This window comes from Lentzea sp. NPDC051838, from assembly GCF_040681245.1.
Lineage (GTDB): Bacteria > Actinomycetota > Actinomycetes > Mycobacteriales > Pseudonocardiaceae > Lentzea.
The window spans coordinates 1-21,620 of record NZ_JBFAYI010000060.1; the positions used below are offsets into that span (position 1 = coordinate 1).

The following is a 21,620-nucleotide window of genomic DNA, read 5'->3' on the forward strand; positions in this document are numbered from 1 at the left end:
AGATTGGCGGGGTTTGGGGCAGAGCTCCCAAGGGGAAGCACGCAACCGGAACACGCCCTACGCAACCCGACCACCCACAAGGCCGCGACTCGCAAAGCGACAGCCGCACGCAACAGGGGAACGGCACGGACAACAAACAGGCAGCCGCCAACGCACCAGGGGCACGACAACGGCAACCGGCGCGACCTGGTCAGCGCTTCCGGAGAAGGTCGCGACTAGGCTGAACCCCCGTGAGCACCGCATACGGCATCGGCCTGGCCACAGTGACCCCAGACGGCACAGTCCTGGACACCTGGTACCCCGCTCCTACTCTCACCGAAGCCCGAGCAGAAGCCCCGGCCGAGGTAGCAGCAGAAGTAGCGGCCGAGTCAGCAGGCCTCGCAACCACCCGCCTCTCCTCCGCAGAAATCGCCGAAGCCCTGGGCGAGTCCGCAGCCAAGCTCCTAGGCGAGGACCCAGAACGCAACGTGGAAGTGGTCGGCGTAAAGGTCACCATCAACCTGACCACAGCCCCACGAGACACCTACGACGTCTGGCTGAGGCTCCACCTCCTAAGCCACCGCCTGATCCGCCCCCACGGCGCCAACCTCGACGGCCTCTTCGGTCTCCTGACCAACGTCGTCTGGACCAACCACGGCCCATGCGCAGTAGAGGGCTTCGAAGAGACCCGAGCCCGCCTCCGCCCCAGGGGCCCGGTGACGGTCTACGGCGTGGACAAGTTCCCGAGGATGGTCGACTACGTAGTCCCGTCAGGCGTCCGAATCGCCGACGCAGACCGAGTCCGCCTGGGCGCCCACCTGGCAGCAGGCACCACGGTCATGCACGAGGGCTTCGTCAACTTCAACGCCGGCACCCTCGGCAACAGCATGGTCGAGGGCAGGATCTCCGGCGGAGTCGTGGTCGGCGACGGCTCGGACGTCGGCGGCGGCTCCTCGATCATGGGCACGCTCTCCGGCGGCGGCAAGCAGGTCATCTCCATCGGCGAGCGCTGCCTGCTCGGCGCCAACGCGGGCCTCGGCATCTCCCTCGGCGACGACTGCGTGGTCGAGGCCGGCCTCTACATCACCGCGGGCACGAAGGTCACCCTGCCGGGCGGCGAGGTCGTCAAGGCTCTGGCCCTGAGCGGCCGCGACAACGTCCTGTTCATCCGCGACTCGGTGACCGGCACGGTCATGGCCAAGCCGCGAAAAGGCAGCGGCGTCGAGCTGAACTCCGCACTCCACGCCAACGACTGAAGGACAAGCCGCTTCTAAGGTGAAAAGAACTGTCTGGGGCCCGGTCTGCTGAGGCAGGCTGGGCCCGTGCCGTCTTAGGCCCTACCCGGAGGAGGTGCACGTGCTGAAACAGCGACTGGAGTTGAACGCCCGCGCTGCCATCGAGCGTGCCCTGGAGGGGGCGCAGTCGGAGGACTCCTTCGTGGAGTTCAAGACGCAGTGGCCGATCGACCACGGCAAGGCGGCCAGGCAGATCGCCGCGCTCTGCAACGCCGCCAGGGGTTCCGAGGCGATGTGGATCGTCGGTGTCGACGAGAAGGGCCGGTACGTCAAGGGCGCTCCGGCCGAGGAGCTGTCGAGCTGGTGGCCCAAGGTCGAGAGCCACTTCGACGGCGTCGCGCCCGGCCTCACCACGGTGGCGTTCGACTGGGCACCGAGACGCACAGTCGTCGTCCTGAGCCTGCAGACGGACAACGCGCCGTACGTGTTCGTCACGAAGAAGGAGCCCTACAGCAGGGAAATCCCGTGGCGCTCAGGCGAACGCACACGTAGTGCACGCCGTGGCGAGGTCCTGGAGCTCCTGGTCCCGAAGCTCGACATGCCGGGCTGGGAGTTCGTCAGCGCGAGGGCCACCCTCAGCCAGCACTCGCCGACGCTGAGGTTCGAGGGCGACCTCTACCTGGAGACGAACCAGCCGCTCTCGCTCCCGCACCACCGCTGCCACTCCTACGCCACCTACGGGCTGGACAGCGAGACCGTCGACCTGGGCTTCAGCTTCCGCACGAACACCAGGGACGTGCGGGCGGTGGAGCGCGTCGTCAGGGTCGCCGAGCCGTCCGTGCTGCACATCAACGCGGACACCGACGTGGAGCTGGACGCGTTCCAGGACCTCTGGGACCTGCACTGGCACCTGGTGCTGGGTCTGGGCCTGAGCGGCGACTCGATCAGCACGAGCGTCCGCCTGACCACGGACGCGGTGCCGCCGAACCAGTTCACGCGACGAGTCTGGTCAGCCCTTAAGCCGTAGCGCCGCGGCCGCGATCCGCTCGTCGGTCGCGGTCAAGGCGATCCGCACGTGCTGAGCCCCTTCAGGCCCGTAGAACGTGCCCGGAGCAGCCAGGATGCCGCGGTCGGCCAGCCAGGAGATCGTCTCCCAGGCGTCCTCACCGCGCGACGACCACAGGTACAGCCCGGCCTCGGAGTGCGACACCGCGAACCCGGCCGCCTCCAGCGCGGGCTTCAGCACCTCACGGCGGGCCGAGTAGCGCGCACGCTGCTCGGCGACGTGCGTGTCGTCCTCGAGCGCGGCCCTCATGGCTTCCTGCACCGGCCGCGGCACGATCATGCCCGCGTGCTTGCGCAGCTCCAGCAGGCCGGCGATCAGCTCCGGGTCGCCGGTGATGAACCCGGCCCGGTAGCCCGCCAGCGAGGACGACTTCGACAGCGAGTGCACGGCGAGAACGCCGTCGAACGAGTCCACAACGGACGGATGCAGCACGGACACCGGCGAGGCGTCCCACGGCAGCGCCAGGTAGCACTCGTCCGAGGCCACTACGGCACCCACGGCCTGAGCGGCCAGAACAGCCTCACGCAGCTGCGCAGCCGACAGCACGCGCCCGGTCGGGTTCGACGGCGAGTTCAGCCACACCAGCCGAGTCCCGGCCGGCGGCTTCTCCCCGTCGGCGAGCCGCACGACCTCAGCGCCCGCCAGCAGCGCGCCGACCTCGTACGTCGGGTACGCCACGGACGGCACGGCCACGATGTCGCCGGAGCCGACGCCGAGCAGCGTCGGCAGCCACGCCACCAGCTCCTTGGAGCCGATCGTGGGCAACACGGCGTCAGGCGAGAGCCCCACGATCCCGTAGCGCCGCTCGACCGCGGCCACGAAGGCCGCGCGCAGCTCGGGAGTGCCGTGGGTGGTCGGGTAGCCGGGGATGTCGGCGACCGACGACAGAGCGGACTGGATCACCGCGGGAACCGGGTCGACGGGCGTGCCGACGGACAGGTCGACCACGCCACCGGGGTGCTTGCGCGCCTTGGCGGCGTGGTCGGACAGCGAGTCCCACGGGAAGTCCGGCAGGGCCGGACCTCGGCGATTGATGATCAATGCCCCTCGGCCTGCGGCTCGAGCACCTTCACGAACTCCGGGTCGGCCGAGACCTTGCCGACCTTCGACGCGCCACCGGGCGAGCCGAGCTCGACGAAGAAGTCCGCGTTCGCCTTCGTGTAGTCCTTCCACTCGTCGGGGACGTCGTCCTCGTAGTAGATGGCTTCCACCGGGCACACGGGCTCGCAAGCACCACAGTCCACACACTCGTCGGGGTGGATGTAGAGCATCCGGTCGCCTTCGTAGATGCAGTCGACAGGGCACTCTTCGATGCAGGCCTTGTCGAGCAGGTCCACGCACGGCTGGGCGATCACATAAGTCACTGCGCTCTCCAACTTCATCGGTCACACCGCGCAAGCCGGAGAGTACGCGGCACGTTCGAGTATCACCCGGTCAGGCTTGCCTTAGCTGCACGGTGTTCCACGTCACCCCATCTGCTGAGACGCGCTTGGGACAGGATGGACGCGTGCACACCGTGGATCACCTGGAATCGCTCTGCGCGCAAGCATGGCCCGCCCTGGCAGAAGTACCGCTAGGAGATTGGTTGATGCGCGCTGCCGACGGGTTCACCGGCCGCGCCAACAGCACGCTGACCTGCGGTGATCCAGGTGTGCCCGTTCCGGATGCCTTGGCCGTCGCCCAAGGGTTCGCGCGCGAGCACGGCATCAAACCCACCGCGCACGTGGTGAACGGCTCGACCTCCGAGCAGGCGATTCGCGACGCCGGCTGGACCGTGGATCTCGACCATCCCGGCGGTGCGGAGTCGCTGGTGATGACCGGTTCGCTGGAGAAGTTCGCCGACGGCGTAGCGGAAAGTCGTGATCTTCCCGGATGGTGGGAACTCACGGCCGGATCCGAGGTTTCCGCCGCACAACGGCACGTGCTCGGCTCCAGCGAGATCGTCTGCTTCGCGAGCCTGACCGAGGACGAGCGAGTGATCGCGGCCGTCCGGGGTGCCGTGGTCGAGGACGTGCTGCACGTCGCCCGCCTCGCCGTCCGGCCGTCGCACCGCCGCAAAGGCCTGGCGCGGCAGCTGATGGGCGAACTGGCGGGCTGGGGCCTGCAGCAGGAGGCGAAGATCTGCGCGCTGCAGGTGGCGGAGCACAACGAGCCCGCGATCCGGCTGTACGAGGAGCTCGGCTGCACCGAGCACCACCGCTACCGCTACTGGATCCCCGCGGTCTCGTAGAGGCCCGGCCGGTGGGCCGCGTTGCGCGCCATCACAGCGCCCACGGCCACCGCACCGGTCAACGCGCCACCGGCGAGCATCAACAGGCCGCGCCAGTCCTGCAGCAGCAGGTACGGGCTGCCGTTGGCGTGGCCTGGTTCGAGGTAGCCGAAGATCATCAGCGTCAGGAACCACGTGATCAACGGCAGCGCGGCGGACAGCACCCGTTCCGACAGCGCGGCCGCCCACTGCACCAGCAACGGTGTCGTGAAGGCGGCCACCAGGATCATCACCGGGAACGGGAAGTCCCCGAGCTTCGGCAGCAGGGTGCCGTCGAAGCGCAGGGGCAGGAACATCGTTTCCAGCACGGCGAGCGCTGCTGCCTCGACGCACAGAAGCAGCAGCAGGAGCACTCGCGCGCTACCGGTCACCCAGTCCTCCGAACAAGTCTGTGGCCGCGCCGTCCGCCGACCCCTTGGCCAGCACGTAGAACTCGCCGCCGACGAGCGGCTGCGCGATGTCGTTCGACAGGGCGTATCCGCCGTCCCACACGCTGACCTGCGTCGAGTGTGCACGCAAAGCACGGCGCTTGGCCGTCAGGTGCTCGGACACGTCGACAACCGTTGTGATCTCTTCATCCGGCGTCACCGGCAGCTCGCCCGCCTCGGGCAGCCGGAACGCCTCGGGGACGTTCTCCAGGGCCTTGACCCCGGCCTCGGTCGCGTCGCGGGACGTCACGGCGTAGAAGACCCGCTCGACCTCGGAGACGAGCGCACACGCGGCGACGGTGATCTCGTGCGCGCGGATGTGGTCCGGGTGGCCGTAGCCGCCGAACGCGTCGTAGCTAACGACGACCTGCGGCTTGACCTCACGCAGGATCTCGACCAGCTGGGCGGTCTGGTCGCCAAGCGATCCCTGGACGAACGCGCGCGGGTGGGCGTTGGACGGCACGTCGACCATGCCGGAGTCGCGCCACCGGCCGATGCCGCCGAGGAATCTGTGGTCCGTCACGCCGAGCGCGGCGCAGGCTGATCTCAGCTCGCCCACGCGGTACCCGCCCAGCTGGTCGGCTTCACCCGCGACGAGGTGCGCGAGTGCGGGCGGGATGATCTCGCCCTCTTCCCCCAGCGTGCAGGTGACGACAGTGACATGCGCGCCTGCTGAGGCGTAGCGCGCGATCGTGCCGCCGGTCCAGAGACTTTCATCGTCCGGGTGGGCATGCACGAAGAGCAACCGTGGTGGGGCAGTCAGCGTCACCGGAAAAGAGTAAAGGCCGCCCTCATCAGATGATAAAGGCGGCCTTTGCTAAGGATCTCGATTGGTTGGTGAGCTACCTAAACCACCGAGCGTTCCTCCGCGAAGTGGCACGCGGACAGCGTTCCGTCCGGCCCACCCCGCAATTCCAGCTTCGGTTCCTCGGTCGCGCAGATGTCCTGCGCCTTCCAGCACCGGGTGCGGAAGCGGCAGCCCGACGGCGGGTTGACCGGCGACGGCACGTCACCGGTCAGCACGATCCGCTGGCGCTTGCGCTCCTGCTTGGGATCCGGCATCGGCACCGCGGACAGCAGCGCCTGCGTGTACGGGTGCATCGGGCGGCTGTAGATCGTCTCCCGCTCGCCCATCTCGATGATCTTGCCGAGGTACATCACCGCGACGCGATCCGAGATGTGCCGCACCACCGAGAGGTCGTGCGCGACGAACAGGTACGCGAGCCCGAGCCGTTCCTGCAGCTCCTCCAACAGGTTCACGACACCGGCCTGCACCGAGACGTCCAAAGCGGACACCGGCTCGTCCAGCACCATGAAGCGCGGGTTCAACGCCAGCGCGCGGGCGATGCCGATGCGCTGCCGCTGACCGCCGGAGAACTCGTGCGGGTAGCGGTTGCGGTGCTCGGGGTTGAGGCCCACGAGCTCCATCAGCTCGTTCACCCGCCGCTGCACGCCGCCTTCGGCACCGTGGATCCGCAAGGGTTCCGCGATGACGTCGTTGACCTGCCACTTCGGGTTCAGCGAGGCGTACGGGTCCTGGAAGACGATCTGGATGTCCTTGCGCAACGGCCGCAACTGCTTGTTGGTCATGGCCGTGAGCTCGCGGCCCTCGAACTTCACCGAGCCCGAGGTGGGCTTGTGCAGCTGGAGGATCGCGCGCCCGGTCGTGGACTTGCCACAGCCGGACTCGCCGACCAGACCGAGCGTCTCACCGGGGTGCAGCGAGAACGACACACCCGACACGGCCTGCACCGTGCCGATGTTGCGCGGGATGATTCCCTTGCCCCGCACGGGGAACTCCTTGACGAGGTCGGTGACCTCCAGCAGTGGCGCGGTCACTTCGCCTCCTCATCGGTAACCAGAGTTCCGTGCACGGCGGTCACTTCGAGCGACTCGTCGGGAAGAGCCGCGGCGAACGCGGCCGGGTTCTCGATCGTGCCGATCTCCTCGTGCAGGAAGAGCCGCTGCGGCTGCTCGATCGTCACCAGGTGCTCCCAGCGGTGGCAGCGCGTCGAGTGGTTCGCGACGCCGGCCTCCTCCAGCAGCGGCTCCCACTCGTGGCACACGTCCGCGACGAGCGGGCACCGCGGCGAGAACGAGCAACCGGACGGCAGGTTCACCAGCGAGGGCGGCGCGCCCTTGATCGGGGTGAGCCGCTTGCCCAACGTCGCCGGGTTCGGGACCGAGCCCAGAAGCCCTACGGTGTAAGGCATCCGCGGCCGTTCGAAGACGTCGTCGACCGGGCCGGACTCGACCACGGTGCCGCCGTACATCACCTGCACGCGGTTGACCATGCCCGCGACCACGCCGAGGTCGTGCGTGATCATCACGATCGCCGCGTCGGTCTCCTTCTGCAGCCTCAGCATGGTGTCGAGGATCTGCGCCTGCACGGTCACGTCGAGCGCGGTGGTCGGCTCGTCGGCGATGATCACGCTGGGGTCGTTGATGATCGCCATCGCGATCACCACGCGCTGGCGCATACCGCCGGAGAACTCGTGCGGGTACTGACCCGCGCGCTTGTCCGGCTGCGGGATGCCGACCAGCTCCAGCGACTCGATCGCCTTGGCCCACGCCGCCTTCTTCGAGACGTCGTGGTGCGCGCGGTAGGTCTCGGCGAGCTGCCACCCCACGGTGTAGACGGGGTTCAGCGACGTCATCGGGTCCTGGAAGATCATCGAGATGTGCTTGCTGCGGAACGGCTGCATCTGCTTGTAGGTGCGGCCGTTCAGCTCCTCGCCGCGGTAGCGGATCGAGCCTTCGATGACAGCGTTCTTGGGCAGCAGGCCCATGATCGCCATGGAGGACACGGACTTGCCGGAGCCCGACTCGCCGACGATGCCCAGCACGTCGCCGGCCTTCAGGTCGAACGAGACGTTGCGCACGGCGCGGACGTCGCCGTCGTCGGTCGGGAACGTGACGCTCAGATCCTTGACCGACAGCAGCGGTGCGGTGGTGTCACCGGAGGGAAGGAAGTCCTCCGACAGTTCGGAAACACTGGTCATCAGGCACGCACCTTCGTCTGCCTCGGGTCGAACGCGTCGCGCAGGCCGTCACCGATGAAGTTGACGGCGAGAGAGAGCGACACGAGCACGATGAACGGACCCCAGAACAGCCACGGCCGGTTCAGGAACTGCCCGTAGTTCTCCAGCACGATCACGCCGAGCGAGGTGTCCGGAGGCTGGACTCCCAGTCCCAGGAACGACAGCGCGGCCTCGGTGAGCACCGCGCTCGCGATCGCCAGCGTGGCGTTGACGGTGATGCTGCCGATCATGTTCGGCACGAGGTGCTTGAAGATGATCCGCGACGTCGAGGCGCCACAGGCACGCGCCGCCTCGATGAACTCCCGCTGTGCCAAGGAAAGCGTCTCACCGCGGGTGATGCGGGCGATCTGCATCCAGGCGAATGACGCGAGCACCAGCGCGACGACGTACCAGCTGCCGGAGAAGCCCTTGACGACGATCGCGGCGACCGCGATCTGCGGGATGATCAGCAGCAGGTCGACGAGCCGCATCAGCGCACCGTCGACGAAACCGCGCAGATATCCCGCCAGGGCACCGAAAACCACGCCGATCGCGGTCGCCAGGGCGGCCACGATCAACGCGATCTGCAGCGAGTAGCCGGTGCCGCGCATGAGCAGCGCGAGCATGTCCTTGCCGACCTGGGTGGTGCCGAGCGGGTGAGTGCCACTCATCGGCTGGTAGGACTTGCTGGACACGTCCTCGAAGTCGTAGGTCCAGATGAACGGACCGAGGAACGCGAACAACACGAGGAAGATGAACACGCCGAGGCTGATCATCGCGAGCCGGTGGCGGAGGAACCGCCCCAGCACGAGCTGGCCCTGCGTGCGGGTCTTGGTGGCGTCGAACTCGTGCGAGTCGGACTGCGGAGCGCTGTTCACCACGCCGCCCTCGGACGCCAAGTTGATGTTAGCCAAGGCGAATCCTAGGATCGAGGATGCCGTACACGATGTCGGCAAGCAGGTTGAACAGCACGATCAGGGTCGCGGTGACGGCGAGCCAGCCCATCAGCATGGGCGGGTCGAACTGCCGCACCGAGCTCACCAGCAGCGTGCCCATGCCGGCCCAGCCGAACACCGTCTCGGTGATGATCGCGCCCGAGAGCACGGCACCGAAGTTCAGCGAGAACAGCGTGGCGACGGGGATGAGCGCGTTGCGGAAGGCGTGCCGGAAGATCACCCGGCCCTGCGAGATGCCCTTCGCCCGCGCGGTGCGCACGAAGTCCGAGTGCAGGATCTCCAGCATCGAGGCGCGTTCGAACCGGCTGTAGGCGGCGAAGCTGATCAGCATCAGCGCGACCGTCGGCAGCAGGAACGTGCCTGTGTACTTGAAGATGACGTCGCCGACGCTGCCGCTGAAACCACCCGGCCGCGGACCGGCGGTGGTCAGCCAGCGCTCCAGCCCCATCGACTCCAGGACGTTGTTGAACTGGATGCCGTAGTTCTTGACGATGACCGCGACGCAGAAGATCGGCATCGAGAACATCAGGAACGCGGTGCTGGTGGCGAGGTAGTCGAAGATCGAGTACTGGCGCACGGCGGCGAGCACGCCGACCGAGACACCCAGTGTGAGAGCGAGAAGTTCGGCACCGATGACCAGCCGTCCGGTGGTCCACAGCGCGTCGGTGACGGCCGGGAAGACAGCGGTCTTGGCCTGACCGAGGGCGATGCTCTGGCCCCAGTCACCGGACAGGAAGTCGGTGAGCCAGTTCCAGTAGCGGATCACCACGGGCTTGTCGAGGCCGAGCGAGATCTCGGCGGCCTTGATGTCGGCTTCGGTGACACCGGGCCGGAATCGCATGTCCGCCAAGGGGTTTCCGGCGGTGGCGACGAGGACGTAACAGGCGAAGCTGCCGATCAGCAGGATGGGTATGGAGATCAGCAGGCGCCGAATGATGTAGCGGATCACGGGCGGGCTCCTAGGGGGCAACCCGGCTCGGGCGGGGCCGGACTCGTGGTCCGGCCCCGCCCGGTCAGGCGTTGCGCACTTCAGCTATGGCGATTACTTGGACTGCCACTCGTTGGCGTCCCAGAGCGCGCCGTAGAAGCTCTGGAAGTACACGCGGTCGAGTCCCTTGAACGCCCACATGTTCGGCATCTGGAACAGCGGCAGCGAGCCGTAGGCACCCGCGATCGCCTCGTCGGCCTGCTGGAAGTACTTCAGCGAGTCCGAGATCGAGGTCTGCGACACACCCGACTTGAAGGCCGCGTCCGCAGCCGGAACGGTCAGGTTCTGCCAGTTCTGGCCACCACCGGTCTCGTAGATCGACTTCTTGTCGCTCTTGAGAGGACCACCGGACCACGCGAACAGGGCGACGTCGTAGTCACCGTTGCTCACGCGCTCGTCGAGGAAGTTCGAGTCGGTGTCGTCCTTGATCTCGATACCGGCTTCCTTGCACTGGCCCTGGATCAGCTCGACGGTCTGCTTGCGCCGCGGGATGTCGGTGTGGCTGATCCGGAAGGAGGCGCGCAGGCCGTCCTTCGCGAACACGCCGTCGGCACCCTGCGTCCAGCCCGCGTCACCGAGGATCTTCTTGGCCGCGGCCGGGTCGCCCTTGGCCTTGTCGGCGTAGACGTCCTTGTAGCCCTCGTCCTTCGGGAAGAAGATCAGGCTGCCGAGCGGCTTGGCGTCGGCCTGCACCTCGGTGATGAGCTTGTCGATGATGTCCTGGCGCTTGACGCACATGAAGAACGCCTTGCGGACCTCTTCCTTGGCCAGCACCGGGTTCTTGAACTGCAGGTCGAGGTGCTCGAACGACAGGCCGGGGCCCGCGCCGAACGTGATGCCCTGAGCGTTCAGGCTCTTGAGCTTCGTGGCGGCGTTCGCGTCGGGCTGGGCCATGGAGTTGACGGCGACCTCACCGTTCTCCAGTGCCTGCGCCTGCGCGACGGGGTCCGGGATCGCCTTCAGGACGATCTTCTTCGGGCCACCGGGCTTGCCGACCCACTTGGGGTTGCGCTCCAGCGTCACCGACTGGTTCGGCTCGAAGGCGGTCATCATGTAGGGGCCCGCGCCAGGCGAGAGCTCCTTGGTGAAGCCGTTCCACTTCTCGTTCCAGAAGTCGGCCACCTTCTGCAAGTCGGCCGCGGGGCTGGCCTTCGTCAGCTTGGTGATGTCCGCGACGCCGGTGTTCTTCTCGACGATGTGCGCGGGAAGCACGTCGTTGTTGAACATGCCGATGTAGTCCGGGTACGGGTCGGTGAACGTGCCGACGAACGTCTGGTCGTCCTTGCACTCACCGGTCATCAGGTCGTAGCCGGTGGTGCCGGCCGCCTTGAAGTACTTGGAGTCGCCGTTCTTCGCGGAGTTGCTCTGCGTGAACCACGCCATGTAGAAGTCGTCGCAGTCCCAGGCTTCGCCGTCGGACCAGGTGACGCCCTTCTTCAGCTTCCAGGTGATGATCTGCGGAGACTTCGAGGTGACCTCGATGCTCTCCATCACATCCTTGTTCAGGCTGTACTTGTTGTTGCCGTTCAGGATGTGCGCACCAGGCTGCGTGAGGACCAGCGCGAACGTGTTGTAGGACTGGTTCGCGTCCTCGGTCGCGTTGTTGTACGAGGTGTACGGCTTGTCCGTCGACACCACGATCTGGTCGCTCTCCTTGGTGTCCGGCGCGGTGTACCCGTCCGCCGACTCACCACGAGCAACCGCCATCTCCGCGATGCTGGCGTCGCCGCCGTCGGAGTTGTTGCTTCCGCCACCGCCACCGCACGCACCCAGCACGAGAGACGCGCTGGCAATCAGCGCGATCGCCGGAAGTGCTTTGGTTCTCCTCATCGACACGTGCCCTCCTAGCACTGGGCGGCCGTGGCCAGGTCGGCATGCACGCCCATAACCGAGATGTGCCATACGCGCCCCGAACCGGCACATCGTGGGCAGCACGGTAGAAACCCGTTGAGGCGGCGGTCACTACCTGAGAGGGCGATCGTGACCCAATGGAGACACCTTGTAGCGCGCCGCAATGGCCCGATTACCGGGCGAATGCGTTCGTTGACCGGGCAGGTGAAATTCTGTCAACGACGGCGGCCGAACGTAGCAACGTCAAAAGCGGTTCCGCAACGGAATTTCAGCCCGTGGACTACTTCTCGAGCTTGCGCCATTCGGGTGCCCCGCTGAGCACGCCCGCGAAGGGCGCTCCGGCGTCGACCCCGGACACCTTCGTGGGCAGCACACCAAGAAGATCCACTACCTGGAACAGCGGCAACGCGACCGCCTGGGCCTGGATCTGCGGCTCGACCCGCGCGAGCACGTCGCTCAGCAGAACCCTGCCGTTGAGCGCGGCGTCGATGTCGGCCTGGATCAGCGGGTCGCAGAAGCCGGCCGGGTTCTGCGGACTCGGCGTGCCCCCGTCCGGCGCCTCGCCGACGCACCCGTACTCGCTCGCGAGCCCCGCCGCCGAGTCACCGGCGTCGACGCGCGGCACGACCGCGATGTCGACGTCCTTCTCGACGAGCAGCTTGTTGAAGAGATCTTCCGGGGTGGGCGTGACGACCTCGGAGTCGATCCCGCGCTCGGTCAGCTGCGCCTTGATCCGGTTCGCGATGCCGACGTACGGCTCGATCTTGTCCGGCGCGGCGATCTTCAGCTTGAGCGGCTTGCCGGCCTTCTCCCACACGTTGAAGGCGTTCTTGGCGTACCCGGCCTCGGCGAGCAACTGGTCGGCTTGAGCCGGGTTCAGCGTGTTGCCCTGGATCGTCGCCTGGTACCCGGTGCGGCTCGGCGGCACCACGTACGAGTCGGCCCGGTACTGGGCACTCGGCCCGCTCTGGGTACCCGACGCGATGAGGGCGTCGCGGTCCAGGGCGCTGATGATCGCCTTACGTGCCTTGAGATCCTTCATCTGGTCGCTCGCGGGCCGCAGCAGAACCTGCACGACCTCGTTGCGCGGCACGGGTTTCGTGGTGAGGTCCGTGACCTCTTTGAGCAGGTTGACGTCGGATGCGTCCGCCCGCAGGAGAACCGCCTGGTTGTCGCCTTTGGACAGTGAGTCCTTCATGGCCCTGTGCGTGGACTTCCGCAGAACGACTCGATCGAGCGTGGTCGGCACCTCCCAGTACCGGTCGCTGCGCTCGAGCACGACCTGACCGCGGGCCTGGTCGAGACTGCTCACCTGGAACGGCCCGGCGGTGGCGGGAAAACCGGTGCTCAGGACGTTCGACCACGTGCCGGGCGCGTCCTTGAGCAGGTGCGCCGGCAGCAGGTTCGCGAAGAGGCTCCGCCAGCCCGGGAAGGGCTTGCCGAACGCGACCTCGACGACCTTGCCGCCTTCTCGCGCGCTCACGTTGTTGATGAGCCGGTAACCCGCCGGATCCACAACTCCGGGTTCCACGCGCATACGCTGCCAGAGGTAGGAGAAGTCCTCAGCGGCGATCGGCGCGCTGTCGGACCAGCTCGCGTCCTTGCGGATGGTGTACGTGACCGTGAACGGGTCGGCCTTGGTGACCTTGGCGCTGACCATGACGTTGCGGTCGAGCTGCGGCGCGCCGTCCGGGCCGGGGCGGAACGGGCTCGGGAGCAGAAGGCTGCCCAGCGCGGTTGTGATGGGGCTTTGCGAGGCCAAGGCGTGCGGGTTGTAGCCGCCCGCCACGTCGTCCACGCCCACGACGATCTCGGTGACCTTCGGGCCCGTGGTGGTGATGACCGGGGCTTCGCTCTTGGGGACCAGCGGAGGTGGCGGCGCGTTCGTGCACGCGGCAGTGAGTGCCACTGTGCCGCACACAACGGCAGTAGCCAGCACTCCCCCGAGTCGCCTCATGGTCCTCACATTGCCAGAAGGGTGGTTCGTGTGTTCGGGCAACCCAGGTTTTGTCACCTGGGCCACTTGGGGGACGCGGCTGGGGCGGGGCGGGTTGCTCGCACGGTGGGTAGTACGGCTCACCTCGTCGGGTGGTTCGGGTGGAATCGCGGGGGTGAAACGTCACGGGCACCCGCCACAGCTCCACTGTGCGAGGCCTGGCCATGGCAGTCAGCCCGTCTCTGCGCCCTGACACGACGAAGGGCGGCCGAGCCAGTGGCCCAGCCGCCCTCGTCAGGCGTTCAGCAAGCGATCAGCCGCGCTGCTTCAGCCGCGAGCGCTCGCGGCCTCGCAGGTTGGCGTCCAGCGTCACCTTGCGGACGCGGATGACCTCCGGGGCCACCTCCACGCACTCGTCGGAGGCGCAGAACTCCAGCGCCTCTTCCAGCGAGAGCTTGCGGGGGCGGGCCAGGGTCTCCATCACGTCGGCCGTGGAAGAGCGCATGTTCGTGAGCTTCTTCTCGCGGGTGATGTTGACGTCGAGGTCCTCGGCGCGCGGGTTCTCGCCCACGACCATGCCCTCGTAGGCGTCGGCGCCCGGCTCCACGAAGAAGGTGCCGCGGTCGGCCAGCTGGATCATCGCGTAGGCGGTGATGGAGCCGGTGCGGTCGGCGACCAGGGAGCCGTTGTGGCGGGTGCGGATCTCGCCGGCCCACGGGGCATAGCCCTCGGAGACGGCGTTCGCGATGCCCGTGCCGCGGGTCTCGGTGAGGAACTCCGTGCGGAAGCCGATCAGGCCTCGCGACGGGACCACGTAGTCGAGCTTGATGCGGCCGGTGCCGTGGCCCGACATGTTCTCCATGCGGCCCTTGCGGTTCGCCAGCAGCTGCGTGACGGCGCCGAGGTGCTCCTCGGGGCAGTCGACGGACAGGCGCTCGAACGGCTCGTGGATCTTGCCGTCGACCGTGTGCGTGACGACCTGGGGCTTGCCCACGGTCAGCTCGAAGCCCTCGCGGCGCATCTGCTCGACCAGGATGGCCAGCGCCAGCTCGCCGCGGCCCTGCACCTCCCAGGTGTCCGGGCGCTCGGTCGGGAGGACCTTCACGGACACGTTGCCGACGAGCTCGGCGTCGAGGCGGGCCTTGAGCACGCGGGCGGTGAGCTTGGTGCCACCGTTGCGGCCGGCCAGCGGGGAGGTGTTCACACCGACGGTCATCGAGATGGCCGGCTGGTCGACCGTGATCCGGGGCAGCGCCTCGGGGGTCTCGGCGTCGGCCAGCGTGTCACCGATCGTGATGTCCGCGATGCCGGCGATGGCGACCAGGTCACCCGCGCGGGCGACCTCGGCGGGCATGCGGTCGAGAGCCTCGGTGATGAGGAGCTCGGTGATGCGGACCTTCTGCGGCTCGCCGTCCTCGCGGCACCAGGCGACGGTCTCGCCCTTGCGCAGCGTGCCCCGGTGGATGCGGCACAGCGCGATGCGGCCGAGGAACGTCGAGGCGTCGAGGTTGGTGACGAGCGCCTGGAGCGGGCCGTCGACGTCGACCGTGGGGGCCGGGATGTGGTCGAGCAGCACCTGGAACAGCGTGTCCAGGTTCTCCTCGTCCGGCAGGCCGCCGTCCTCGGGCTGGGTCAGGGAGGCACGACCGGCGCGCGCGGAGGCGTAGACGACCGGCAGGTCCAGGACGGACTCGTCGGCGCCGACCTCGGTGGCCAGGTCGAGCAGCAGGTCGTGGGCCTCGTCGACGACCTCGGAGATCCGGGCGTCGGGGCGGTCGACCTTGTTCACGAGCAGGATCACCGGCAGACCGGCGGCCAGCGTCTTGCGCAGCACGAAGCGCGTCTGGGGCAGCGGGCCCTCAGAGGCGTCGACGAGCAGGACGACACCGTCGACCATCGACAGCGCGCGCTCGACCTCGCCGCCGAAGTCGGCGTGGCCGGGGGTGTCGACCACGTTGATGATCACGTCGCCGTCCGGTGTGTGCCTGCGCACAGCCGTGTTCTTGGCGAGGATCGTGATGCCCTTCTCACGCTCGAGCTCGCCCGAGTCCATGACCCGGTCGACGAGCTCGGCACGCGCGGAGAAGGCGCCGGACTGGCGCAGCATGGCGTCGACCAGGGTGGTCTTGCCGTGGTCGACGTGCGCGACGATCGCGACATTTCGCAGGTCAGTGCGCGTCTGAAGGGCAGACGCGGTGGCCGTGGGCACGCAGAACTCCTAGAGCTTCGAAGGCGTTGGAGGGGCTCGCGCCGGACACTTCGATGCGCAGGGCCGTCTTTGATACTACCGGCTGCGTCGGCATTACCACACAACCGTGCCCAGTGAAGTGAGCCTCACCTACTCTAGCGACACGTGTCGGAGTGGAGTGCAACCAGTGGGTAAAAAGCTCAAGAAGAAGTGCTGCCGGTCGAAGCCGCAATGCAAGCGCTGTCCCATCCCGTTCCTGCTCAAGGAGCGTGACAAGGCCCGCAAGAAGGCCGCGAAGAAGGCGGCCAAGGCAGCCAAGAAAGCTCTGAAGAAGGCAGCTTGATCAAGCACGCATTGCTGGCGGCCCTGCTGCTGATCACCACCGCCGGTGAACCCGTCTCCGCGACCCGCGCGTACCTCGACACAGCGCTCAACCTGCTCCAGCAGTACTCCGTGGAGAGCCCCAAGGCCGACTGGCCGAAGCTACGTGCGCAAGCTCACGCCGAAGCCGCGGACGCCGAGCGGCCGTCCGACACGTATCCGGTGATCAACGAGACGATCGAGGCGCTGGGCAACCCGCACACCGTGTTGCTCGCCTCACCTGAAGGGGGCGCGCCGGACCCGTTCGGCATGGTCCCCGACGGCCGGATGATCGGCTCGACCGCATATCTGAAGCTGCCGGCGATCTCCGTGGACCTGGGCCAGGAGTACGTCGACGCCGGCCTGCGCCTGATGCGCGACCTCATCGCGGCGCGGCCGGGGAGCTGGGTGGTCGACCTGCGCGGCAACACCGGTGGCGACATGCGTCCGATGCTCACGGTGGTCGCGCCGTTGCTCGGCGAGGGCAGGAAGGGGATGTTCGTCGGCCCGGACGGCTCCACGGCGGACTGGGGCGTCGTCAACGGCCACCTCTACGCCGGCGGGGAGATGGCGTTCCCGCAGGTCGAGGTGCCTCCCGCGGTCACCGGCCCGGTCGCGGTGCTGGTCGACGCCATGACGTCGAGCTCGGGGGAGGCGGTGCTGCTGTCGTTCACCGGACAGGCCGGCACGCGCAGCTTCGGCGCGCCTACCGGGGGCTTCGCCACGGTCAACGCGTCGTTCACGCTGCCGGACGGCGCCCGGCTCGCGGTCACCACCGCGTACATGGCCGACCGCACGGGCCGCACGTACGGCAACACCCCGATCGCCCCGCAGACGCCCGTCGGTGATGGCGACGCGCTCGCAGCGGCGATCGAGTGGCTCGCGCAGAGGCCTTAGCCCTGGAGCACTGCCTCGTTCAGCTTCATCAGTTCGGGCGCGGTCCTCGTCGCCTCGAACTCGCAGATCTCGTACTTCACCAGCTTCTGCTCGGCCCACGGGTCGGTGGCCAGCAGCGCTTCGAGCTTGCCGCGGGGCATCGGCCGCGTGATGATCACGCCTCCGACCCTCGGCACCTGACGCCCCGAGGCGAGGAAGAGACCTCGCTCGTACTGCTTCTCGACCCACGCTCGGTGGTCGGGGAGGGCGTAGTCGATCTGTTCCAGTGGCGCGGAGTACTTCAGCAGCACGATGAACATCCTTCAACGGTAGTCCTATACTGCTGAACATGCGCACGATGAACGCCTTCTGGTGGGCCGCTTTCAGGCGGCCGGAGTAGCAGTGCGCTGACGCACCCACAGGCCGCCCGGGACGGGCGGCTTTTTTGTGCGTTTCGTCCGGGCGGTCCTTACCCGTAAGGACCAACGTCATGATCCGTCTCTCCGCCATCACGCCCTCGGGCCAGGTCCACTTGGGCAACTACCTCGGCGCCCTGCGGACGTGGGCTCGCGAGGGCACGCCCGAGGACGTCTACTTCATCAGCGACCTGCACGCGATGACGTCGTCGCACAACGCGCAACGCCTGCGATCGATGACGCGCGAACAGCTGGCCGTGCTGATCGCGAGCGGGATCGCCCCGGAGAGCACCTGCGTGCAGAGCGACCTGATCCGCGAACTGGGAGCGCTCAACTGGGTTCTCGAGTGCACCTGCACGTACGGCGAGGCCGCGCGCATGATCCAGTTCAAGGAGAAGTCGCTCGGCCGCGAGTCGGTGCGCCTCAGCCTGCTCACCTATCCGGTGCTGATGGCGGCGGACATCCTGTTGCAGGGCACCGCCGAGGTTCCGGTGGGCGAGGACCAGCTCCAGCACGTCGAACTGGCCCGTGCGCTCGCCCGCCGCTTCAACCACGCGTACGGCGAGGCGTTCATCGTGCCGACCGCGGTGGTGCCGAAGGTCGGGGCGCGCATCAAGGACCTGTCGGACCCGACGCGCAAGATGGACAAGTCGGCGCAGAACTCCACCGGAGTCGTGTTCGTGCTCGACGACCCGGATCTGGTGCGCCGCAAGGTGCGCCGTGCCGTCTCGTCGACCGAGGGCATCGCGAACCTGGCCGAGATCCTCAGCTCCTGCACCGGCAAGGACCCCGAGGACTACACGAGCAGGTTCTCCGAGCTCAAGAACGTGGTGGCGGAGGCCGTGATCGAGGAGCTGCGCCCGGTGCGCGACCGGACGCTGGAACTGCTCGCCGACCCCGCTGAGCTGGACCGCATCCGCAAGGCGGGCGCGGAGAGGGCTCGCGACCGCGCCCAGCACCGCCTGGACGCGGCCCTGCGCCTCTCCGGGCTCAGTTGAGGAGCGCCTGAAGGGCGGGCACCAGCACCCGGTCGGCGGGCAGCCAGTCCACGCCGGGCAGCTCGTCGGCGGTGAGCCACCGGACAGCGTTGTGCTCCAACGCTTCCGGCTCACCGTCGGCGAGCTTTCCCGCGTAGATCCGCAACACCACGTCCTTCTTCAACGGCACGTCCGGCCCGACCTGCTCACCGACCACAACGGACACGCCGAGCTCTTCGACGCACTCGCGCACCAGCGCGTCCTCGGGCTTCTCGTCGGGCTCGACCCGTCCGCCGGGCAGTTCCCACTGCCCCGCATGGCTTTCCGGGTACGAGCGCTGCTGGGCCAGCAACCGTCCATCCCGGACGATCGCCGCACCGACCACGACCCGCGCGTCCAGCAGCTCCCGGCACCTCTCCGCCAGCAACGCCGACCGCTTCTGCAGCACCCGCAACGCCATCCCGCGCCCGACCGTCACGTCCGCGAACCGCCCGACGACCCCGCCGACGGTCGTCCACGAGACCCGGTCGACCACCATCGTCCCGGCCCCGGTGACCACGAGATCCGTGTGCAGCTCCAGGAAGTCCCCCGCCGCCGACACACCGGACAGATCGGCCCGCGTGACGGTCAGCTTGACCCCGAACGGCCCGGTCAGCACGTCCCCGAGGCACAACAACGGCCCCGCCACCTTCACCCCGAACCCCGCGATCAGGGCGGTGTCCAGCAGGGCACCGGCAACCACCGCAACAGGCGCGTCGACCAGCGCCGACGCTCGCAACTCTGGCACGTCAGTTGACTACCAGGACGGCCAGCGGATCTCCAAACGCGCACCACCGGCAGGTGACTCGGCAGCCCGCACCGACCCGCCGCGCCGTTGCACGAGGTGTGCCACCAACGCGAGCCCGAGCCCGAAGCCACCGGATGAGCGCCCGCGGTCCTCTTCCACCCGGTAGAAGCGGTCGAACACCTTCGCCCGGTGCTCGACGGGAATCCCGTGCCCGTCGTCGTCCACGATCAACCGCACGTCCCGCCCGACCGGCACCAACGTCACCGTGATCGTCGAGTACGCGTACCGGGCGGCGTTGCGCATCAGGTTGTCCAGCACCAGCTCGACCTCGGACTTCGTCGCCGACACCAGACACGCCGACGGCGGCGCGGTCAACCGCACCAGCAACTCGGTGTCCAACCTGGACATCGCGGCCTCGGCCTCCAGCACCAGGTCCACCGCCTCGGCCCGCGGTGGTGCCGCAGTGTCCGCCCGCGCGAGGATCAGCAGCGCGTCCACCAGCGCGCTCAACCTGATCGACTCCTCGACCACGGACTCCAGGACCTCGATCGAGAAGTCCGGATCCGGATGCGCCACGGCAACCTCCGCCTGCGCCCGCACCGACGCCACCGGCGACCTCAGCTCGTGCGCCGCGTCCCCCGTGAACCTGCGCAGCCGATCACTGGCTTCGTCGCGCCGAGCCAGCAGTGCGTTCAACGCCTCGGCCAACGCCTGCAGCTCGTCGCGGGAAGGCGGCACCGGCAACCGTTCCCCGTGCGGCAACTCCCCAGCCGCGACCCGCATCCGCTCAACGGGCCTGAGCGACGACCGCACCGACAACCACGTCGCGATCCCCACGAACCCGGCCACCAGCACTGCGGCCACCGCCAACCACCGCGTTCCCAGCGTGTTGGCGTTCTCGTACCCGAGCAGCGTGCTCCCGTACACCTCGAGCCGAGGCGTGCCGTCCGCCGCGAACACGACCTGCCCCCGCCACCGCTGCGCCGACGCACCGTCCAGCCGCAGCACCGGCTCCCCGGACCGCAACGACCGAATGTCCTGCGGCGTCAACGGAAGTGGCGCGCCACCGTCCACGGGCGCCCCGGACACGTCGAGCACCCGAGGCGGCGCCTTGGCCAGCTCCTGGTCCACCGCGGTGATCTGGATCAGCCCGATCAACGCGGGCGCCAGCCCCGTGAACGCCAGCAGACACAACAAAGCCACCCCGGTGGCCACCACGGTGATCCGGAAGCGCAACGTGCGCCGCAACCACCAGCGGCGAGGACTCACTTGTTCCCCAGCGCGCTGTCCAGATCCGGAGTGGACGCGATGTACCCGTGCCCGCGAATCGTCCGCACGACCTCACCAGCCCCGACAGCCTCCAGCTTGCGCCTGAGGTACCCCACGTAAACCTCAACCGCATTCCGCGTCGCCGCCTGCTCGTCCCCCCAAACAGTCCGCAGCAGCTCGTCCTTGGTCACCACCGACCCGGCCCGAGACGCCAGCACGTCCAGCACCGCGTACTCACGAGGACTCAACGAGACGTCCAGCCCGGCCCAGCTGACCTCTCTGAGACCCCGATCGATCACCAGATTCCCCAGCGTCAGCTTCCGCCGCGCCCCTCCCCCGCGCCGCAACAGCGCCCTGACCTGCGCGACCAGCACCACAAAGCTGAACGGCTTCACCAAATACCCGTCAGCACCGAGGTCCAGCCCGTCAGCCTGGTCGATCTCCCCGTCCTTGGCCGACACCATCAGCACCGGCGTCCGCACCCCATCAGCCCGCATCCGCTGCAACACCCGGTACCCCGACAGGCCGGGCAGCATGATGTCGAGCAGCACCACGTCGAACGCACCGGTCAACGCGACCCGCAGCGCCGTGGGCCCGTCCGCGGCCGTGACGACTTCCATCCCCTCAGCCGCGAGACCACGTTCCAACGCCCGACGCACGCCGACTTCGTCGTCCACGACCAGCACCCGAGGCTTCACACCGCACAGCATGCCGCGAGCGACTCTCAGCCGCGCGCAAGATCTCAGCCGACTCTCAGCAAACGGCCAGCACACGCCCCAACGGAGGGCACTGGCGAAGGCGAAGCCGAGTTGCCCTAGGCGACGCCGAAGGCGAGCTGCCTGGGGCGATGGCGAAGCCGAGCTGCAGTGGCGATGCCGAAGGCGAGCTTGCTTTTCCGTGCGCTCCGGCGGGCCCCGTCACGAGTCGTGCCTGATCGTTGGCCGCGCCAGGGAGGGGAGGTCAAGTCGACACGCTTTTCGTCGACTTGACCTCCCCTCCCTGGTGTGGCTCGCTCCGAC

Annotated in this window: 21 protein-coding genes; 6 read left to right on the forward strand and 15 right to left on the reverse strand. The window is 68.0% G+C overall.

The annotated features are described in order from the left end of the window. Positions 1-230 precede the first annotated feature (230 nt). Both dapD and AB0M24_RS46970 read left to right on the forward strand, forming a co-directional pair. The gene (gene dapD / locus AB0M24_RS46965) at positions 231-1,235 is read left to right on the forward strand and encodes a 2,3,4,5-tetrahydropyridine-2,6-dicarboxylate N-succinyltransferase (protein ID WP_363781580.1); all 1,005 of its coding nucleotides are present in this window, start codon (positions 231-233) and stop codon (positions 1,233-1,235) included. A gap of 100 nt (positions 1,236-1,335) precedes the next feature. After that, a complete protein-coding gene (locus AB0M24_RS46970) occupies positions 1,336-2,241 on the forward strand; it encodes a hypothetical protein (RefSeq protein WP_363781582.1) in 906 nt (301 codons plus the stop codon). Here AB0M24_RS46970 and dapC read toward each other — a convergent pair. Both dapC and fdxA read right to left on the reverse strand, forming a co-directional pair. Beyond that, entirely contained in the window at positions 2,224-3,315 is a 1,092-nt protein-coding gene (gene dapC, locus AB0M24_RS46975) for a succinyldiaminopimelate transaminase (protein WP_363781613.1), read from the reverse strand. The genes AB0M24_RS46970 and dapC overlap by 18 nt on opposite strands. A gap of 2 nt (positions 3,316-3,317) precedes the next feature. Then, positions 3,318-3,644: a ferredoxin gene (fdxA, locus tag AB0M24_RS46980; RefSeq protein ID WP_045318461.1), complete on the reverse strand. Its 327-nt coding sequence runs from the start codon at positions 3,642-3,644 to the stop codon at positions 3,318-3,320. A gap of 224 nt (positions 3,645-3,868) precedes the next feature. On the opposite strand from fdxA, the gene AB0M24_RS46985 reads away from it, so the two are divergent. Further along, the gene (locus AB0M24_RS46985) at positions 3,869-4,510 is read left to right on the forward strand and encodes a GNAT family N-acetyltransferase (protein WP_363781584.1); all 642 of its coding nucleotides are present in this window, start codon (positions 3,869-3,871) and stop codon (positions 4,508-4,510) included. Here the strand turns inward: AB0M24_RS46985 and AB0M24_RS46990 are convergent. From AB0M24_RS46990 to typA, 9 genes are all read right to left on the reverse strand, one after another. Beyond that, positions 4,486-4,920 (reverse strand): hypothetical protein, encoded by a 435-nt coding sequence (locus AB0M24_RS46990; RefSeq protein WP_363781587.1) that lies wholly within the window; start codon positions 4,918-4,920, stop codon positions 4,486-4,488. The two genes, AB0M24_RS46985 and AB0M24_RS46990, sit on opposite strands and share 25 nt — an antisense overlap. Then, complete coding sequence (gene mshB, locus AB0M24_RS46995; protein ID WP_363781589.1) at positions 4,910-5,746, reverse strand: N-acetyl-1-D-myo-inositol-2-amino-2-deoxy-alpha-D-glucopyranoside deacetylase; 837 nt, start codon at positions 5,744-5,746, stop codon at positions 4,910-4,912. The genes AB0M24_RS46990 and mshB overlap by 11 nt, the downstream gene beginning before the upstream one ends. A gap of 77 nt (positions 5,747-5,823) precedes the next feature. Further along, positions 5,824-6,816: a dipeptide ABC transporter ATP-binding protein gene (locus AB0M24_RS47000; protein ID WP_363781591.1), complete on the reverse strand. Its 993-nt coding sequence runs from the start codon at positions 6,814-6,816 to the stop codon at positions 5,824-5,826. Next, entirely contained in the window at positions 6,813-7,979 is a 1,167-nt protein-coding gene (locus AB0M24_RS47005) for an ABC transporter ATP-binding protein (RefSeq protein ID WP_363781593.1), read from the reverse strand. Before AB0M24_RS47005 ends, AB0M24_RS47000 begins: the two co-directional genes overlap by 4 nt. Further along, on the reverse strand, positions 7,979-8,878 hold the full coding sequence (locus AB0M24_RS47010) for an ABC transporter permease (protein ID WP_363781616.1): 900 nt from the start codon (positions 8,876-8,878) through the stop codon (positions 7,979-7,981). Before AB0M24_RS47010 ends, AB0M24_RS47005 begins: the two co-directional genes overlap by 1 nt. Before the next feature lie 25 nt (positions 8,879-8,903). Further along, positions 8,904-9,902: an ABC transporter permease gene (locus tag AB0M24_RS47015; RefSeq protein ID WP_363781595.1), complete on the reverse strand. Its 999-nt coding sequence runs from the start codon at positions 9,900-9,902 to the stop codon at positions 8,904-8,906. Between the two features lie 93 nt (positions 9,903-9,995). Further along, positions 9,996-11,771 carry an ABC transporter family substrate-binding protein gene (locus tag AB0M24_RS47020; protein WP_363781597.1) on the reverse strand — a complete coding sequence of 592 codons (1,776 nt, stop codon included), beginning with the start codon at positions 11,769-11,771 and terminating at the stop codon, positions 9,996-9,998. A gap of 301 nt (positions 11,772-12,072) precedes the next feature. Continuing rightward, a complete protein-coding gene (locus AB0M24_RS47025; RefSeq protein WP_363781599.1) occupies positions 12,073-13,749 on the reverse strand; it encodes an ABC transporter family substrate-binding protein in 1,677 nt (558 codons plus the stop codon). Between the two features lie 292 nt (positions 13,750-14,041). Further along, positions 14,042-15,937, reverse strand: coding sequence for a translational GTPase TypA (gene typA / locus AB0M24_RS47030; RefSeq protein ID WP_363781601.1), 1,896 nt, complete (start codon positions 15,935-15,937; stop codon positions 14,042-14,044). A 166-nt stretch (positions 15,938-16,103) separates the two neighbouring features. Between typA and AB0M24_RS47035 the strand changes: the two genes are divergently transcribed. Both AB0M24_RS47035 and AB0M24_RS47040 read left to right on the forward strand, forming a co-directional pair. Next, the gene (locus AB0M24_RS47035) at positions 16,104-16,259 is read left to right on the forward strand and encodes a hypothetical protein (RefSeq protein WP_363781603.1); all 156 of its coding nucleotides are present in this window, start codon (positions 16,104-16,106) and stop codon (positions 16,257-16,259) included. Further along, positions 16,256-17,173, forward strand: coding sequence for a S41 family peptidase (locus tag AB0M24_RS47040; protein ID WP_363781605.1), 918 nt, complete (start codon positions 16,256-16,258; stop codon positions 17,171-17,173). Before AB0M24_RS47035 ends, AB0M24_RS47040 begins: the two co-directional genes overlap by 4 nt. On the opposite strand, the gene AB0M24_RS47045 is transcribed toward AB0M24_RS47040, so the two are convergent. Then, positions 17,170-17,472 (reverse strand): YciI family protein, encoded by a 303-nt coding sequence (locus AB0M24_RS47045; protein ID WP_045309913.1) that lies wholly within the window; start codon positions 17,470-17,472, stop codon positions 17,170-17,172. The genes AB0M24_RS47040 and AB0M24_RS47045 overlap by 4 nt on opposite strands. A 170-nt stretch (positions 17,473-17,642) precedes the next feature. Here AB0M24_RS47045 and trpS point away from each other — a divergent pair, with 170 nt between their 5' ends. Next, complete coding sequence (trpS, locus tag AB0M24_RS47050; protein ID WP_363781607.1) at positions 17,643-18,566, forward strand: tryptophan--tRNA ligase; 924 nt, start codon at positions 17,643-17,645, stop codon at positions 18,564-18,566. Here trpS and AB0M24_RS47055 read toward each other — a convergent pair. The 3 genes from AB0M24_RS47055 to AB0M24_RS47065 all read right to left on the reverse strand — a co-directional run bounded on the left by AB0M24_RS47055 (position 18,559) and on the right by AB0M24_RS47065 (position 21,311). Further along, positions 18,559-18,945 (reverse strand): (deoxy)nucleoside triphosphate pyrophosphohydrolase, encoded by a 387-nt coding sequence (locus AB0M24_RS47055; RefSeq protein ID WP_363781618.1) that lies wholly within the window; start codon positions 18,943-18,945, stop codon positions 18,559-18,561. The genes trpS and AB0M24_RS47055 overlap by 8 nt on opposite strands. A gap of 396 nt (positions 18,946-19,341) precedes the next feature. Continuing rightward, entirely contained in the window at positions 19,342-20,601 is a 1,260-nt protein-coding gene (locus AB0M24_RS47060) for an ATP-binding protein (protein WP_363781609.1), read from the reverse strand. Then, positions 20,598-21,311 (reverse strand): response regulator transcription factor, encoded by a 714-nt coding sequence (locus tag AB0M24_RS47065; RefSeq protein WP_363781611.1) that lies wholly within the window; start codon positions 21,309-21,311, stop codon positions 20,598-20,600. Before AB0M24_RS47065 ends, AB0M24_RS47060 begins: the two co-directional genes overlap by 4 nt. Positions 21,312-21,620 lie beyond the last annotated feature (309 nt).

Coding starts and splice junctions, on each gene's coding strand:
- AB0M24_RS46985 (WP_363781584.1), top strand. CDS start 3,869: ATGCGCGCTGCCGACGGGTTCACCGGCCGCGCCAACAGCACGCTGACC.
- AB0M24_RS47005 (WP_363781593.1), bottom strand. CDS start 7,979: ATGACCAGTGTTTCCGAACTGTCGGAGGACTTCCTTCCCTCCGGTGAC.
- AB0M24_RS47020 (WP_363781597.1), bottom strand. CDS start 11,771: ATGAGGAGAACCAAAGCACTTCCGGCGATCGCGCTGATTGCCAGCGCG.
- AB0M24_RS47025 (WP_363781599.1), bottom strand. CDS start 13,749: ATGAGGCGACTCGGGGGAGTGCTGGCTACTGCCGTTGTGTGCGGCACA.
- AB0M24_RS47045 (WP_045309913.1), bottom strand. CDS start 17,472: ATGTTCATCGTGCTGCTGAAGTACTCCGCGCCACTGGAACAGATCGAC.
- trpS (WP_363781607.1), top strand. CDS start 17,643: ATGATCCGTCTCTCCGCCATCACGCCCTCGGGCCAGGTCCACTTGGGC.
- AB0M24_RS47065 (WP_363781611.1), bottom strand. CDS start 21,311: ATGCTGTGCGGTGTGAAGCCTCGGGTGCTGGTCGTGGACGACGAAGTC.